The sequence below is a fragment of the Candidatus Pelagibacter sp. uisw_098 genome (assembly GCF_059512505.1).
Window position 1 is genome coordinate 1,064,503 of record NZ_CM183454.1, and the last position, 15,764, is coordinate 1,080,266.

Below are 15,764 nucleotides of genomic sequence, written 5' to 3' on the forward strand. Positions count from 1 at the left end.
TCATGGAGTTTAAAAAAATCCAACTAAATGGATTTAAATCATTTGCTGAAAAAACAAATTTTTTAATCGAAGATGGACTAACAGGAATAGTTGGGCCTAATGGTTGTGGAAAATCAAACATTGTAGAATCTTTAAGATGGGCCATGGGAGAAACCTCAGCAAAAAGTATGAGAGGCTCTGGAATGGAAGATGTTATTTTTAACGGAACATCAAACAAGGCTTCAAAAAATATAGCAGAAGTTTCAATCGTTGTAGATAACGCAAGTCATGAAGGACCCTTGCAATACAAGGATATGGATCAAATTGAAGTTAGAAGAAAAATTGAAAAAGACAAGGGCTCTAAATTTTACATTAATGATAAAGAAGTTAGGGCTAGAGATGCACAAATGTTTTTTGCAGATTTATCTACCGGTGCTCATTCACCATCAATGATAAGCCAGGGACGTATTGGAGCCTTAGTAACAGCAAAGCCTGCAGACAGAAGGGCCATCTTAGAAGAAGCAGCTAATATTTCAGGATTGCATGTCAGAAGACACGAGGCTGAGCTTAGATTAAACGCTGCAGATGCTAATTTAAAAAGAGCAGACGAATTAAGAAGACAACAAGAAAAACAATTAGCCAATCTTCAAAAACAAGCCGAAGAAGCCACAAAATATAAACTTATATCTGAAGAAATAAAAAGAATTGAAGCAGGCTTATATTATTTGAAATTATTAGATATTGATAATGAAATTAGAATAGAAAATGAAATCAATAATGAGGCAGAGGGAGAAGTAAGCAACTTCAATCAACAAATTGCTCAATTTGAAAACTCAATCAAAACAGAAACAGATAAAGTTTCTCCATTAAGAGAAAAAAATATTGAAAACCTTTCAAGAATTCAACGATTGAATTTAGAGTTACAAAGTTTAGATGAAGAAAATGTAAGAACACAAGATGAGATAGAAAATTTTAAAAAATCACTAAAGACCATTGAGGAAGATATTGATAGAGAAAAAGGGATTGTAATAGATGCAAATTCAAACGAAAAAAGGTTAAAAGAAGAGAAAAGTGAATTAATAGAAGTAGACTCCAAGTATTTTGAAACAGAAAAATTATCAAACGAAGATCTTGAAAAAGCAAAAAATCAACTTAATGAAGAGCAAAAAGCTGTAGACGAAATTATTGAAATATTTGCGAATGGCAACATAAATATCAGCATTGACCCAATTAAAGACGTTATTAATACAATCAAAAAAATCAAAGAATTAATAAATAACAATGAAGCTAACCAAGCTCTTACGTTGCTAGATAGAACTAAAATGGAATTAAATAATTTTTTAAATAATTTAGCCAATGATGAAGGTAAAAGTAAACTAACTGACATCAATGAAAAAAATGACAATATAAAATTACTACAAGAAAAATATGCAGATAGTTTTAGCAAAAACCAATCAATCAAAAAAGAATCTATAAAAAGAAATGAAAGAATTAAAGCTATTGCAACTGAAGTTGAAAGTTGGAAGAATTTATTTTCAAACTCTCAAAAAATGGCAACAGAATTAACTGAACGAAAAAACAAATTATTATCACAATTGAATGAACGAGATCAACAACCTAAAGCTCAAGCAGAAAAAAAAGGTCAAGCTACTGAAGGTTTAAGAATTTCACAAAATGAAAAAATTGAGAATGAAAAGATAATTGAAGAAACGGACAAAAAGATTAACTCTTTAAGACTTGAATTAAATGATGTTCAAGAAATATCTATTCAAATAAGAGAAAGAAAAGCAAGCTCTGGTGCAACCATTGAAGGATTAAAAAAACGTAAAGATGATTTGTTAGAAAGGGTTATTTCTGAACTTAACCTTGAAGAAAATGACATTCTTGAAAACTCTAATTTAAACGGTGTTGAGGAGCTGCCAGACTCGGTTGCTCAAGAAGATGCTTTGGATGAAAAGAAGAGAGAAAGAGAAAAACTTGGGTCAGTTAATTTGAGGGCAGATGAAGAAACTAGTAAATATGAAATTGAAATTAAAAAAATGGAACAGGATAGAGAAGATCTTGTATCTGCAATCATTAAATTAAAAGAAAGTATTAATGAATTAAACCAAAAAGGAAGAGAAAGACTTTTAGAAGCTTTTGAAAAAGTTAACAGAAAGTTTAATGAAGTTTATACAAAATTATTTAATGGAGGAAATGCAAAGTTAGAGTTAGTTGATTCTGATGACCCTCTTGAAGCTGGTTTAGAAATGCTAGTAAGTCCACCAGGAAAAAGACTTCAGTCTATAACTTTATTATCTGGTGGTGAGCAAGCCTTGACTGCTTTGTCTCTTATCTTTGCTGTGTTCCTTACTAACCCATCACCAATCTGTGTGTTAGATGAAGTTGATGCTCCCTTAGATGATGCTAACGTAACAAGATTCTGTGGTCTCCTAGATGACTTAACAAAAATAACTAACACTAAATTTATTATTGTAACTCACCATGCTCTAACAATGTCTAAAATGAATAGACTTTATGGAGTAACTATGCCTGAAAAAGGTATTAGTCAGTTAGTAGCTGTTGATTTACAAAAAGCTGAGAGTATGGTTGCTTAATACATAAATGCCAAAAGACTCTCTTAAAACTCGCCTGGAGATTGCAAAATCTAAAATTGCTAAGAGAAATCTCTATAAAGACAAGGAACCACCCTCCTCTATAGGAACTGCCTTTAAATTAAGCACAGAATTAGTGTCTGCAGTAGCAGTTGGGACAATTATAGGGTTTATTTTAGACACGACCTTTGGTACTAAGCCCTGGTTAATATTAATATTTTTTTTTGTAGGTGTGGTTGCTGGTATAGTAAATGTATTCAGATCTGCAAAAAATATGCAAGAATAGATTTAAAAAATTATGGCAACAAATCCAATGCACCAATTTGAAGTTTATAGAATTGGACCAGAAATAAAATTAGGCGCAATAGATATATCATTTACAAATGCAAGTTTGTTTATGGTTATTAGCTCTTTAGCAATTCTATTAATTTTTAACCTTGGATCAAAAAAAAATTCATTACTACCCAGCAAAGTTCAACTTCTAGCAGAACTAAGCTATAGCTTTGTTTCAAAAATGATTAGCGATACCGCTGGCTCTAAAGCAAAACCCTATTTTGCATTTATCTTTTCTTTATTTATGTTTGTGCTGTTTTGTAACATGTTTGGAATGATCCCTTATGCATTTACAGTAACTAGTCACATTATTGTGACTTTTATTTTAGCTTCATTTATTTTTGTTGGAGTAACAATAATTGGTTTTATGAAACATGGCTTTGGCTATTTAAAATTATTTGTACCAAGTGGAGTACCAGTACTTCTTCTGCCATTAATTGTTGTTATTGAGATTATTTCTTATTTAAGTAGGCCCGTAAGTCTTTCTGTTCGTTTATTTGCTAACATGATGGCTGGTCATACTATGATGAAAGTTTTCGGTGGCTTTGTAATAAGCCTCGGGATAGTTGGTGGATGGCTTCCACTGAGTTTTTCGGTTGCACTAACTGGTTTGGAAATACTGGTTGCTTTTCTTCAAGCATATGTTTTTGCAATCTTAACCTGCATCTATTTAAATGATGCATTAAATTTACACCATTAACTAACATAGGAGGATATAATGGAATTAGAAGCAGCAAAAATGATCGGAGCAGGACTAGCAGCAATAGCTCTAGCCGGTGCCGGTGTTGGAATTGGAATTATTTTTGGTAATTACCTTTCTGGCGCAATGAGAAACCCATCTGCAGCACAAAAACAATTCCCTAATCTTTTATTAGGATTTGCTTTAGCTGAGGCTACTGGTCTATTTGGATTAGTTGTTGCATTAATTATTTTATTTGCATTTTAAATTTAATGATTAAAAAAATATTTTTTCAGTCGATATTTTTAAGCTTCCTATTTTTTATGGAAGCTTTTGCAGCTGAAAGTGGAGGTATGCCTCAATTAAATCCTGAGTTTTGGATTTCTCAAATTTTTTGGTTAACTATAACTTTTGGAATATTATATGTTGTTCTTTCTAAACTTATACTTCCAAAAATTAGTGCAAACCTTGAGATAAGAAAATCACAGATCGTAGAGAATATTGAGGCGGCAGAGAAACAAAGAGAACAGAGTGAACTAAACATAGCAGAATACGAAAATATAGTTCAAAAAAGTAAAAATGAAGCCAAAAATTATTTTAAACAAGCTAGGGAAAAATTAATAAAAGATATTAATCTTAAAAAAGATGCCTTAGACAAAGAGTTGAATTTAGAAATTCGAAAAGCCGAATCTGAAATTCAAGAACTTAAGGATAAAGCTCCTGAAAAAATTAATAAGATAGCTGTAGAAACGTCTGCAGATTTACTACATCAGTTGATAGGTGCAGAGGTTAATAGTAGTAGCATCTCAGCAATTGTTGATGACCTATCAAGAAAAAAGATGGATAAATATTATGGCAATTGATGCAACTTTTTGGGTAGCAATATCATTTATAATTTTTATTGGAGGACTAGTTTATCTAAAAATACCTCAAAAAATTAATGAAGTTTTAAATAAACTTATTTTAGATATTAAAAATGAAATTGATGAGAGTGAAAAATTAAGGTCAGAAGCAAAAATTCTATTGGATAATGCCCAAAGTAAATTAGATACAGCCCAGGCAGATGGTAATGAGATTTTAGAACAGGCAAAAAAAGATAGTGACCATTTGGTTATAGAAATGAATGATAAATTTCATAAATCTTCTGAAATCAAAAAAAACTTAGCTGAAAATAAAATTATACAGATGAAGGATGCGGCACTTAAAGAGATAAAAGATGTGTCAATAAAGATTGCTGTAGAATCTGTTAAAAAGATTATCAATACATCTGTCGATAAATCAAAACTTGACAGTTTGTTTGATAAAAATTTAGAAGAAACAAAAGTCGCATTAAAAAAAATTAACTCATAATTCCCTTACAATTTTTTAAAAAAACTATAAATTAACCAAATGAAATCTATTGTCATTGGTTCTGGTTTTGGTGGTATAGCAGCTGCTCTTCGATTAAAAGCTAAAAATCATAATGTTATATTAATTGAAAAGCACACCGATCTTGGAGGTAGAGCTAGAGTATTCAAGAAAAATGGTTTTACATTTGATGCTGGACCTACTGTAATTACAGCACCTTATTTAATTGAGGAGCTTTTTGAACTTTTTAACAAAAAACCTGAGGACTATATAAAACTCACCCCTCTTAATACTTGGTATAGATTTATTTTTGAAGATGGAGCTAAATTTGATTATTCAGGTGATGAAGAAAAAATGAAAAAACAAATTAAAGAAATAAATGAAGATGATGTTAAAGGATATGAAGAGCTTGTAAAATTTACTAAAAAAATATTTGATAAGGGTTTTACAGAACTTTCAGATGTACCTTTTGACAAACCTTTGGTCATGATGAAACAATTACCTGCTCTATTAAAACTAAAGAGCTATAAATCAGTCTATTCATTAGTTTCTTCTTATATTAAAGATGAGAAATTAAGACGCATGTTAAGCATGCACCCCCTCTTGGTTGGAGGAAACCCTTTTACAACAACATCAATTTATGGATTAATATTATATCTAGAAAAAAAATGGGGCATTCATTATTCAATGGGTGGTACGGGAAATATAATTAAAGGTTTAGAGAAACTAATGATTGAGGAAGGAATTAAAATAATTAAAGGTCAAGAGGTTACAAATATTATTTCAATCAATAATAAAATTGAAGGAGTAAAATTAGATAATCAAAGAGAGATAAATGCAAACAATGTAATATGTAATGCTGATCCACCAGCTGTTTACGAAAAGCTTCTCAATCAAACCAAAATTAATTATTTATTTGAATGGAAACAAAAAAGAATGGAATATTCTATGGGTTTGTTTGTTTATTACTTTGGCACTAAAAAAACATATCCTGATGTTGAGCATCATACAATTAAGTTTGGAGACAAGTATAAAGAACACTTAAATGATATATTTGATAAAAAAAAATTAAATAAAGATATAAGTTATTACCTACACAGACCTTCTGCCACTGATAAATCTATGGCACCAGAAGGAAATGACTGCTTCTATGTACTGGTTCCAGTGCCAAACAATCAATCTAAATTAGATTGGAAAATTGAAGGTGAAAAGATGAAAGATTTAGTGATAGATAAAATGGAAAAAACATTATTACCAAATCTTAGACAAAATATAGTGGAAGATTTCTACTTAACACCAGATTATTTTGAAAATGAGCTGAACACTAAATTTGGATCAGGATTTTCTATACAACCTAAATTTACCCAGTCAGCCTATTTTAGATTTCATAATAAATCTGAGGTTTGCGAGGGATTATACTTTGTTGGCGCTGGAACGCATCCTGGCGCTGGAGTTCCTGGTGTGTTATCCTCAGCAAAAGTTTTAGATAAAATTATATAATGTCTAATAGAAACTATCTGTCTATTTATGCAAAGTCATTTAACTGGGCTGGTTTTTTCTTACCAAAAAAAACATATCAAAAATGCTCCTCATTATATGATTTCTGTAGAACAGTTGATAATATTGTAGATGATCAAATTGAATTAGTTATTAAGAAAAAAAATTTATCCACTTTTAAGAATGATTTTATTAATAAAAACTTCGATAATCTAATAATTAAGAATATGTGGGATCTTATGATTCATCATGAGATTTCAATAAAAATTGTTGAGGATTTGTTTACTGGTGTTGAGTCAGACTTAAATGAAAAGGTGCAATTAAATAACAAAAAAGATTTATTAATTTATTCTTATAGAGTTGCTGGCACAGTAGGTTTAATGATGGCCAAAATTTTAAATGTTAAAGATAAAGATTCAATGAAAGGCGCCATAGATCTTGGTATTGCAATGCAATTAACAAATATAGCCAGAGATGTTGTTGAAGATTCAAAAAATAATAGGTTTTATATTCAGCATGATTTTCAAGTTATAAGTAGTACCTTAACTTTAGCTGACTTATTTTATGAGAGCAGCTTTACATCAATTAAGAAAATCCCTTTTAATTTTAGATTTGCAATATTGGTTGCTAGAAGAGTTTATAGAAAAATAGGTGGTGAGATTTTAAAAACAAAAAATATAGAAGATTATAATAAGGCTGGAAAAATTTACGTTAATAGTTTAGGAAAAGTTTATCAAACAGTTTTATCTCTATTAGATTTAATAAAACTTTTGTTAACAAAAGAAAAAAGTCGTTATATGAGTAATGAATATCTTCTAATCAACGAAGAAATAGATCTAAATGAAAGAATTTGATTATATAATTATAGGTGGTGGCTGTGCAGGATTATCCTTAGCATATGAATTAGAGAGTCATAATAAACTTAAAGATAAAACGCTAGCAATTATTGAACCAAGATTAGAATATAAAAAAGATAAAACTTGGTCTTTCTGGAAAACTATAGATCACAACTTTGAAGATTGTACGATAAAAAGTTGGAAAAATTTCTCTATAAACATACCTAATAAAACTAAATATTTGAAATGTGATAAACTGCCGTATCAATCAATAGATAGCGGGTTATTCTACGAAAAAATAAATTCAACACTTAAGCAGAACCAAAACATCAGTTTCTATAAAGATATTAGTGAGATAAGCTCTAATAATTCTTTTATCTTTAACAGCGTTCCTTCAATAGGGTCTTCAGAAAACAAACTTTGGCAACACTTTAAGGGTGTTGAAATCGAAACTACTAAAAATGTTTTTGACGATGAGATTATAAATTTGATGGACTTTGACTGTCAGCAGCATGACAGTGTTCATTTCTTTTACACATTGCCGTACAACAAAAACAAAGCTTTAGTTGAAACCACATGGTTGTCAAACATGAATAACGATTTAGAAATGGATTATGATGAACAATTAAAGAATTATATAGAGAATCATCTTAATATTAAAAATTACAAAATTAATTATAAAGAAAAAGGTGCCATACCATTGTTTCATCCATCAAATATTAATGAAAAAAATAAAATAAATATTGGCACAGCTGGTGGCATGACGCGATTAAGCACAGGATATACTTTCTTAAATATTCAAGAGCACAGTAGGTTTATAAGGGAAAATATTGAAAATATTGAAAATGTTCAAAAATATGAGATTAAGAAAAAATATAAATTTTTAGATAAAGTATTTTTAAGAGTTTTGAATAGACATCCAAAAGAAATACCAAATATATTTTTTAAAATTTTTAATAATTCACCAGAGACTGTTATCAAATTTTTATCAAATAAGAGTAATATGCTGGAAGACTTATTGATAATTCTTAAAATGCCTAAATGGATGTTCATTAAGAGGCTTTTAAAATAAAATGAATAATACAATAAAAAAAATAAATTTCTATCATTCTATTATTTTTTTTCTGCTATCGATCTCACTTACTATAATAATTTATCAATTTGAAAGTTTAATTATTTCTCCAATAATTTGCTTACTCCTTATCCTTTCAATTGGAATTTCACACGGTGCGTTAGATAACCAAAAAGGAAAAAAGCTTATTCAGCTATATAATATAAGAAAATTTTATTATTTTTATTTAATATATTCAATGATTGTACTAAGTGTAATTATATTTTGGTTATACTTTCCAGCCACATCACTCATTATATTTTTGATAGTAGCCTCATATCATTTTGGTAAGGAAGATATGAATTTCCTGATAAAAAATAAAAATACATCCAATTTAATTTTTTTTTTTTTAAAGGTGCCTTAATAATTATTGCTCCACTATTTTTTCATTTTACTGAAACAGTTGATATTTTTAAATTATTACTAATTCAAAATGAAAATTTTTTTTTGTTTTTAGACTTTATTGAAACAAACCACATATTATCTTTTGCTTTATTAATGTCTTTGCTTGTTAATACTTATTATTTCCTAAATAATCTTAAAGCTATAAATGTCTTAATATTTCTAGATTTTTTTTCAATTATAGTCTTAAATTATTTTTTATCTCCTCTAATTGCTTTTACAATATACTTTTGCTTCTTGCATTCTTTCCGCCATTCAATCTCATTAATAAGTGAACTTGATATTAATGACTTTAAAAATGGCGCTCATATTTTTGTAAAAAAAGCTATACCACTTACACTTTTAACAGCAGTGATTTATGTGATTAGCCTATATATTCTATCCAATTATTATCAATTAAACGAAGCAATATTAAAAGTTATATTTATTGGTTTGGCGTCTTTAACCTTTCCTCATATATTGCTTGAATATCTTTTGGAAAAAAATGAAAAATAAAGAAATTAAAATATTACTTTCTGCCCCACGGGGATTTTGTGCTGGTGTTGAAAGGGCAATTGAAATAGTGAAAAAAAGTATTAAAAAATATGGTGCTCCAGTTTATGTGCGTCACGAAATAGTACACAATAAATATGTAGTTGATAGTCTTAAGGCAATAGGAGCAATTTTTATTGAAGAACTAGAGGAGATTAAAGATAAAACTAGACCTGTAATCTTTTCTGCGCATGGTGTACCAAAAGCTATACCATTACAAGCTACTAAATATAAAATGGAATATATCGATGCTACCTGCCCTCTTGTTTCAAAAGTGCATAGAGAGGCTGAAAATCTCTATAAAGCAGGCTATCATATTATACTTATCGGGCACAACAACCATCCAGAAGTTATTGGCACTATGGGGCAATTGCCAGAGGGTGCTATTGATTTAATTCAAGATGAGCATGATGTTGAGGCATATGAATTAGACCAGAATAAAAAGATAGGCTACACTACACAAACAACACTGTCTATTGATGACACACAAAATATAATAAAAGCTCTTAAGAAAAAATTTCCTGAAATTAAAGCACCATTTAAAGAGGATATTTGTTATGCAACTACCAACCGTCAATCAGCTGTCAAAAATATTGCAAAACAATGTGATATGTTTTTTGTTTTAGGAAGTAGAAATTCTTCTAATTCAGTTCGTCTAGTTGAAGTGGCTGAACAAGCAGGCTGCGCACATGCTGAATTAATACATTCAGAAAGTGAGATTCCTTTTGAACAATTACTAAACTGTAAAACAATTGGAATTTCATCAGGAGCCTCTGCTCCAGAAATTCTAGTTGAAGATTTTATCAACAAACTAAAGAATAAATTTCAAATAAAGATTGAAGAAGTTGAAATTATAAAAGAAAACATTGTTTTTAAAGTTCCTTCAAAATTAAATTAAATGGCCGTATATACAAAAATAAAAAATAAGGATGTTGTCTCATTATGTGATGATTACAAAATAGGTGATGTAACTAAATTTGAGGGTATAAAAAAAGGAATAGAAAATACAAATTATCTATTAAGGACTAGTAAAAAAAAATATATCTTAACAATCTTTGAAAAAAGAGTTCAAAAAAGAGATTTACCTTTTTTCATGAGCTTAATGGAGATCCTAAATCAAAAAAAAATTATTTGTCCTAAACCGTTAAAAAATGGCAAGGGTAAGCACTTAAGTACAATTCAAAATAAACCCTTCTGTATTGTGACTTTTTTAAAGGGAGCTGATAAAATCAATCTCAATTATAAAAACTGTTTTGATATAGGAAAAAATATTGCAAAATTTCATAAAGTAACGTGCAAAATGAAATTATATAGAGAAAACTCTATGTCTATTAACAAATTAGGTAACTTATTAAAATCTATCAGGTTTACGTCAAATAAAGTAGCTCCAAAACTAGAACCTACACTTAAAGCATGCTTAAAAAATATTAAAAATCAATGGCCAAAAAAACTACCAGAAGGAATTATTCATGGAGATTTATTTATAGATAATATTTTTTTTAACAAAAATAAATTTTCTGGATTTATTGATTTTTATTTTTCAAGTAATGATTATCTGATGTATGAGATTGCAATTTGCATAAACGCATTATGTTTTGATAAAAAAATGAATTCTTTTGTGATGAATAATAAAAAAATTAAAAACTTAATTGATGGATATGAAAGCATAAGAACTTTTTCAAAAAAAGAAAAAGATGCATTAAATATATTATGTAGAGGGGCTGCTTTAAGATATTTACTAACTAGAATTTATGATTATTTTAATACTCCTAAAACTGCTTTAATCCAAATTAAAGATCCTAACGAATATTTACAAAAACTAATTATTCATAGCAATCTAAATAGCTACAAAGATTATTATAAGTAATGATAAAAATTTATACTGATGGTTCTTGTTTAAATAACCCTGGGAACGGAGGTTGGGCAGCGATCATCAATATTAATAATGAAGTAAAAAAAATTAGTGGCAGTGTAAAAGATACAACTAATAATAAGATGGAGTTGATGGCTCCAATTAAAGCACTTCAAATAATAGAAGAAAAACAGCCTATTGAAATTTATACTGACTCACAATATGTAAGATTGGGTATTACAGATTGGGTGCATAAATGGATAAAAAATAATTGGTTAACTTCAAAAAAAGAGCCAGTAAAAAATAAAGAACTTTGGATTCAGCTTTATGATTTAAATAAATTCCATGAAATTAAATGGATATGGGTTAAGGCACACGCTGGAAATATTTTAAATGAAGAAGTTGACTTGCTAGCTAAGCAAGCTGCGGAATTAAACTAAATTTAAAAAATTTTGGGCAGCAGATATTTCACAGGCACCCGCATCCTCTTCTTCTTGTAATTTAATTACTTTAAGGTTGTCAATTAGCATTGTGTATCTGTTGGATCTCACACCTAAGCCTCTGGTGCTTTTGTCAACATCTGCACCTATTGCTTTGGTAAAACTTAAAAAAGGATCAGCTATCATCAAAATTTTATCTTTAACATTTTGACTTTTTCCCCAAGCATCCATTACGAATGGGTCGTTTACTGAAATGCATACAATATAATCTATGCCTTTTGCCTTGTATTTTTCATGATTATTAACATATCCAGGCAAATGCTTAGCTGAACAAACTGATGTATAAGCGCCTGGCAAACCAAATAAAACTACCTTCTTATCCTTAAAAAATTCTAATGTATGTTTCTTAACTGGGTTTCCACCTTCCATCATAAAAAATTCAGAATTGGGTATGATGTCGTTTTCTTTTAATTTCATTGTATCTTTTCCTTAATATATTTTTGAGTTTTACTTAGGTTATTCGATATAATATCATAATTTTCTTTTTCATCCATAACATACTTTATTTCATCTGGTAAGTCTGGCTTGATGCCAATTGATTTATCTATGGCATCAGGAAATTTACATGGGTGCGCTGTTACTAAAACAATATTGTTACCATCTATATTTACTTTTTTTAAGGCTCCAAAGCCTATCGCACTATGAGGATCCAGTATAATATCATATTTAGTATAAACCTCTTTAATAATATCTAAAATCTCTTTTTCATTCATGCTTGCTGATAAAAAATCTCTTTTTATTTTTTCCATTTTATTTTTTGGAATAATATATTTACCCTCTTCTTTAATATCAGTCATGATCTTTTGAGTTTCATTGTCATCACAATCACTCAGGTCATACACCAATCTTTCAAAATTACTTGCGATTTGAATATCCATGCTTGGTGAATTTGTCTCAAAAACACTTTCAGCTTCATATTTTCCATTTGAAATTGCTCTATGCAAAATATCATTTTGATTTGTAGCAACTATAAGTTTGTTTATTGGTAGACCCATTTTTTTAGATAGATAACCTGCATACACATCTCCAAAGTTGCCTGTTGGTACTGAAAAGTTAACTGGTCTATCGTCTCTAATTTTGAAATATGTATAAAAATAATAAACTGCTTGTGCGATAATTCTTGCCCAATTTATCGAATTCACTCCAGACATATTAATTGAGTTAGAGAATTTTTTGTCCGCAAACATTGATTTAACTAAATTTTGACAATCATCGAAGTTACCTTCTATCGCTATATTAAAAACATTTTTTTCTTTAACAGTTGACATTAGTTTTCTTTGAACAAGTGAAACTTTTTTGTGAGGGTGAAGAACAAATATATTCATATTCTTTTTTCCCTTGATTGCATCTATTGCAGCAGCACCCGTATCCCCTGATGTTGCAACAATTACATTTATATTCTTATTGTTTTTTTTTAGATAATATTCATAAAAGTTTCCTAACAATTGCATTGCTATATCTTTAAAAGCAAGCGTTGGGCCATGAAATAATTCTAAAAGCTTAGTGTCACCTACTTTAATTAAATCTACAGCGTTATCTTTTCTGAACACTGAGTATGACTTTTCAACAACATCTGACAATTCATTTACTGTCATAAAATCTCCTATAAATGGGTAAATAATTTTTTTTGCTAAATCTTGATAATTTAAACCACTTAATGATTCAAGCTCTTGAGCGCTGTATTTTTTAACTTCTTTAGGCACAAACAAGCCCCCATCATCTGCAAGTCCTTTGATGAATACTTCCTCAAAACTATATTCTTTTGAATTGTCTCTGGTGCTAATATATTTCATTTATGATTATATGATACTTTATCGGAATTTTTTTTAGTAACAATATTTAAATTAGGCTATCTACCAAAAATAATACAAAGATTAGAAATAAATATAAAATTGAATAACCAAATACTTTTTTTGCTTTCTTTAAATCAAATGTATTTTTCTTATATTTGTATAAGTCAAAACAAATAAAAATATAATAAATTGTGAGAATTAATACTGGTATGAAATAGATTAAACCTGAAAAATTAATCAAATATGGAAAAGTAATAACTGGTAACATTAATAAAGAATAAATAAAAATATGTACTTTTGTTTTTTCAATACCATCAGTTAAAGGTAACATTGGAATTTTTGCTTTTTTATAATCATCAGCCTTATATAAGCTCAATGCCCAAAAATGAGAGGGCGTCCAAAAAAAAATTATCAAAAATAAAGTTAATGGCTCTAAACTAATTGTATTAGTTGCAATAGTCCACCCGATAACAGGTGGTAATGCACCAGCAGCCCCACCAATAACAATGTTTTGTGGTGTTTTTCTTTTTAGCCATATTGTGTAGACAAAAAGATAAAAAAATATTGTAAATAATAACAAAGATGCTGACAGAAAATTTGAAAAATAATTTAATGCTACAACTGAAATAACTGACAGCAACACTCCAAAAGTAAGTGCTTGGTTTCTATTAATTTTACCAGTGGGAATTGGTCTTAAGCATGTTCTTGTCATGAGTGCATCTAAATCTGATTCATACCACATATTTAGACATCCAGCCGCTCCCGCACCTAAAGCAACTAAAGTTATACCTATCATAGCATCAATAATGTCTATATTTGAATTGGAAGTTAAAAGACCCACGGCGCATGTAAATATAACAAGAGACATTACTCTTGGTTTCATCAATAGATATAAAGATTTAATTAATTCATTAAAATCTAGTGAGACAGTTTTTTTTCTTATCATTTTGGTTAAACGATTATCAGATATGATGTGCCTATTCTACATTTAATAAAATAAACACTAAAATTGATACCATTCCAATAATAAGAATATGATTTCCTAAATCAAAAATTCCAATTTGTTTATTTTTTTTATCAATAAATCTTCTAGTAAGAGACATATTGTCATATGGATTAATTGTAATTGCAGGACTTTTGTCTTTTTGCTTCTCTAATTTTAATTGAGTACCAAACCATGTTGCATAAATAAAAAGTAAAAAAAATATTAAAGCTCCAGCAAGTACAGTGTATCCAGTCATAAAGTTTATCCTCCAGTAATAAAATATAATAATCTTGTAAAAACCGTGTATTTTGCTTCTGCCGCCATAAGCGCAATAAAACAAGCTATTGCTGTCATTGGCCACAAAAGAACATTAACTAGGGCATATCGCTCCCAAAATAGGTGCATAAAGAAAGCCATTATTAAACCAGCTTTTAGAAACATAAATATTAAAATTAAGGTCCACCTTAATAACCCCTGAAATGCAAACAAGTCAACCATGTAAGAAAAAAAACTAAGTACAAATAATAATCCCCAAATCCATAAGTAGATTCCTATCTTATGTGTTGAAGCAACAGTTTCTTTATTTTCTATCTCATCCATAATCTAGTTTACCATAAATAAAAAAAGGCAAATATAAATACCCACACTAAATCAACAAAATGCCAATAAAGACCTAAAATCTCTATTGCAACATAATCTGATTTCATTGTAGTAAAAAATCCCCTTTTACCGTTGTCAAAATCACCTTTAAAAACTTTTCTTGCAAAAATAAAAAGAAAGATCACACCAATTGAAACATGAAATCCATGAAATCCTGTAATCATAAAGAAGTATGAACCAAATTGTTTTGCTCCAAAAGGATTTTCCCAAGGTCTAACACCTTCATGTATTAATTTTGACCATTCAAATACTTGCATTCCAACAAATGTAAGGCCACCAATAGCTGTAGCTAAAATAAGCCATCCACACATTTTTCTATTTTTTTCATAACCATATTTTACTGCAAGAGCCATGGTTCCACTGCTTGTAATTAAAACAAATGTCATTATTGCAATTAATAATAATGGAACAGGTGTGCTGCCTACATGTAGTGAAAAGACTTCACTTGTGTTTGGCCAATCTACTACTGTAGAGGTTCTTCCTTTCATGTACGAAATCAAAAAACAGCTAAACACAAAAGTATCACTCAGTAAAAAAATCCACATCATGACTTTTCCCCACTGAACACCCTTAAACATTGTTTGATCAGAGCCAGTATCTGTGGCCATTCCTTTAAACCCTGGTTTAAGTTCATAACCTTCAATTTTTACATCAGTCATATTTTT

18 protein-coding genes and 1 pseudogene are annotated in these 15,764 nt (G+C 29.3%); 13 read left to right on the forward strand and 6 right to left on the reverse strand.

Features of this window, described 5'->3' with window-relative positions:
* Positions 1-2 precede the first annotated feature (2 nt).
* From AC5YF9_RS05755 to rnhA, 13 genes and pseudogenes are all read left to right on the forward strand, one after another.
* On the forward strand, positions 3-2,576 hold the full coding sequence (locus AC5YF9_RS05755) for a chromosome segregation SMC family protein (RefSeq protein WP_415303729.1): 2,574 nt from the start codon (positions 3-5) through the stop codon (positions 2,574-2,576).
* Between the two features lie 7 nt (positions 2,577-2,583).
* On the forward strand, positions 2,584-2,859 hold the full coding sequence (locus tag AC5YF9_RS05760; RefSeq protein WP_415303730.1) for an AtpZ/AtpI family protein: 276 nt from the start codon (positions 2,584-2,586) through the stop codon (positions 2,857-2,859).
* A 12-nt stretch (positions 2,860-2,871) separates the two neighbouring features.
* Positions 2,872-3,606 (forward strand): F0F1 ATP synthase subunit A, encoded by a 735-nt coding sequence (locus tag AC5YF9_RS05765; protein WP_415303731.1) that lies wholly within the window; start codon positions 2,872-2,874, stop codon positions 3,604-3,606.
* Positions 3,607-3,624: 18 nt separating this feature from the next.
* The gene (locus tag AC5YF9_RS05770) at positions 3,625-3,852 is read left to right on the forward strand and encodes a F0F1 ATP synthase subunit C (protein WP_006997791.1); all 228 of its coding nucleotides are present in this window, start codon (positions 3,625-3,627) and stop codon (positions 3,850-3,852) included.
* A 5-nt stretch (positions 3,853-3,857) separates the two neighbouring features.
* Positions 3,858-4,448: a F0F1 ATP synthase subunit B family protein gene (locus tag AC5YF9_RS05775; protein WP_415303732.1), complete on the forward strand. Its 591-nt coding sequence runs from the start codon at positions 3,858-3,860 to the stop codon at positions 4,446-4,448.
* On the forward strand, positions 4,438-4,935 hold the full coding sequence (locus AC5YF9_RS05780; protein ID WP_415303733.1) for a F0F1 ATP synthase subunit B family protein: 498 nt from the start codon (positions 4,438-4,440) through the stop codon (positions 4,933-4,935). Before AC5YF9_RS05775 ends, AC5YF9_RS05780 begins: the two co-directional genes overlap by 11 nt.
* Before the next feature lie 39 nt (positions 4,936-4,974).
* On the forward strand, positions 4,975-6,432 hold the full coding sequence (gene crtI, locus AC5YF9_RS05785; RefSeq protein ID WP_415303734.1) for a phytoene desaturase family protein: 1,458 nt from the start codon (positions 4,975-4,977) through the stop codon (positions 6,430-6,432).
* Complete coding sequence (locus tag AC5YF9_RS05790) at positions 6,432-7,283, forward strand: phytoene/squalene synthase family protein (RefSeq protein WP_415303735.1); 852 nt, start codon at positions 6,432-6,434, stop codon at positions 7,281-7,283. The genes crtI and AC5YF9_RS05790 overlap by 1 nt, the downstream gene beginning before the upstream one ends.
* Positions 7,270-8,337: a lycopene cyclase family protein gene (locus tag AC5YF9_RS05795; protein WP_415303736.1), complete on the forward strand. Its 1,068-nt coding sequence runs from the start codon at positions 7,270-7,272 to the stop codon at positions 8,335-8,337. The genes AC5YF9_RS05790 and AC5YF9_RS05795 overlap by 14 nt, the downstream gene beginning before the upstream one ends.
* 1 nt (position 8,338) lies before the next feature.
* A pseudogene (locus AC5YF9_RS05800) lies at positions 8,339-9,273 on the forward strand (Brp/Blh family beta-carotene 15,15'-dioxygenase).
* Positions 9,263-10,207 (forward strand): 4-hydroxy-3-methylbut-2-enyl diphosphate reductase, encoded by a 945-nt coding sequence (ispH, locus tag AC5YF9_RS05805; RefSeq protein ID WP_415303738.1) that lies wholly within the window; start codon positions 9,263-9,265, stop codon positions 10,205-10,207. The pseudogene AC5YF9_RS05800 and the gene ispH overlap by 11 nt, the downstream one beginning before the upstream one ends.
* Positions 10,208-11,176, forward strand: a complete 969-nt coding sequence (locus tag AC5YF9_RS05810; RefSeq protein WP_415303739.1) for a homoserine kinase — start codon at positions 10,208-10,210, stop codon at positions 11,174-11,176.
* Complete coding sequence (gene rnhA, locus AC5YF9_RS05815) at positions 11,176-11,601, forward strand: ribonuclease HI (protein ID WP_415303740.1); 426 nt, start codon at positions 11,176-11,178, stop codon at positions 11,599-11,601. Before AC5YF9_RS05810 ends, rnhA begins: the two co-directional genes overlap by 1 nt.
* Here rnhA and AC5YF9_RS05820 read toward each other — a convergent pair.
* The 6 genes from AC5YF9_RS05820 to AC5YF9_RS05845 are packed head-to-tail and all read right to left on the reverse strand — an operon-like array spanning position 11,593 to position 15,758.
* On the reverse strand, positions 11,593-12,078 hold the full coding sequence (locus tag AC5YF9_RS05820) for a peroxiredoxin (RefSeq protein ID WP_415303741.1): 486 nt from the start codon (positions 12,076-12,078) through the stop codon (positions 11,593-11,595). The two genes, rnhA and AC5YF9_RS05820, sit on opposite strands and share 9 nt — an antisense overlap.
* Positions 12,075-13,454, reverse strand: a complete 1,380-nt coding sequence (gene thrC, locus AC5YF9_RS05825) for a threonine synthase (RefSeq protein ID WP_415303742.1) — start codon at positions 13,452-13,454, stop codon at positions 12,075-12,077. The genes AC5YF9_RS05820 and thrC overlap by 4 nt, the downstream gene beginning before the upstream one ends.
* Positions 13,455-13,500: 46 nt before the next feature.
* Positions 13,501-14,400, reverse strand: a complete 900-nt coding sequence (cyoE, locus tag AC5YF9_RS05830) for a heme o synthase (RefSeq protein WP_415303743.1) — start codon at positions 14,398-14,400, stop codon at positions 13,501-13,503.
* Between the two features lie 31 nt (positions 14,401-14,431).
* Positions 14,432-14,695, reverse strand: a complete 264-nt coding sequence (locus AC5YF9_RS05835) for a hypothetical protein (RefSeq protein WP_415303744.1) — start codon at positions 14,693-14,695, stop codon at positions 14,432-14,434.
* Between the two features lie 5 nt (positions 14,696-14,700).
* Positions 14,701-15,039, reverse strand: coding sequence for a cytochrome C oxidase subunit IV family protein (locus AC5YF9_RS05840; protein WP_415303745.1), 339 nt, complete (start codon positions 15,037-15,039; stop codon positions 14,701-14,703).
* An 8-nt stretch (positions 15,040-15,047) separates the two neighbouring features.
* On the reverse strand, positions 15,048-15,758 hold the full coding sequence (locus tag AC5YF9_RS05845; protein ID WP_415278054.1) for a cytochrome c oxidase subunit 3: 711 nt from the start codon (positions 15,756-15,758) through the stop codon (positions 15,048-15,050).
* Positions 15,759-15,764 lie beyond the last annotated feature (6 nt).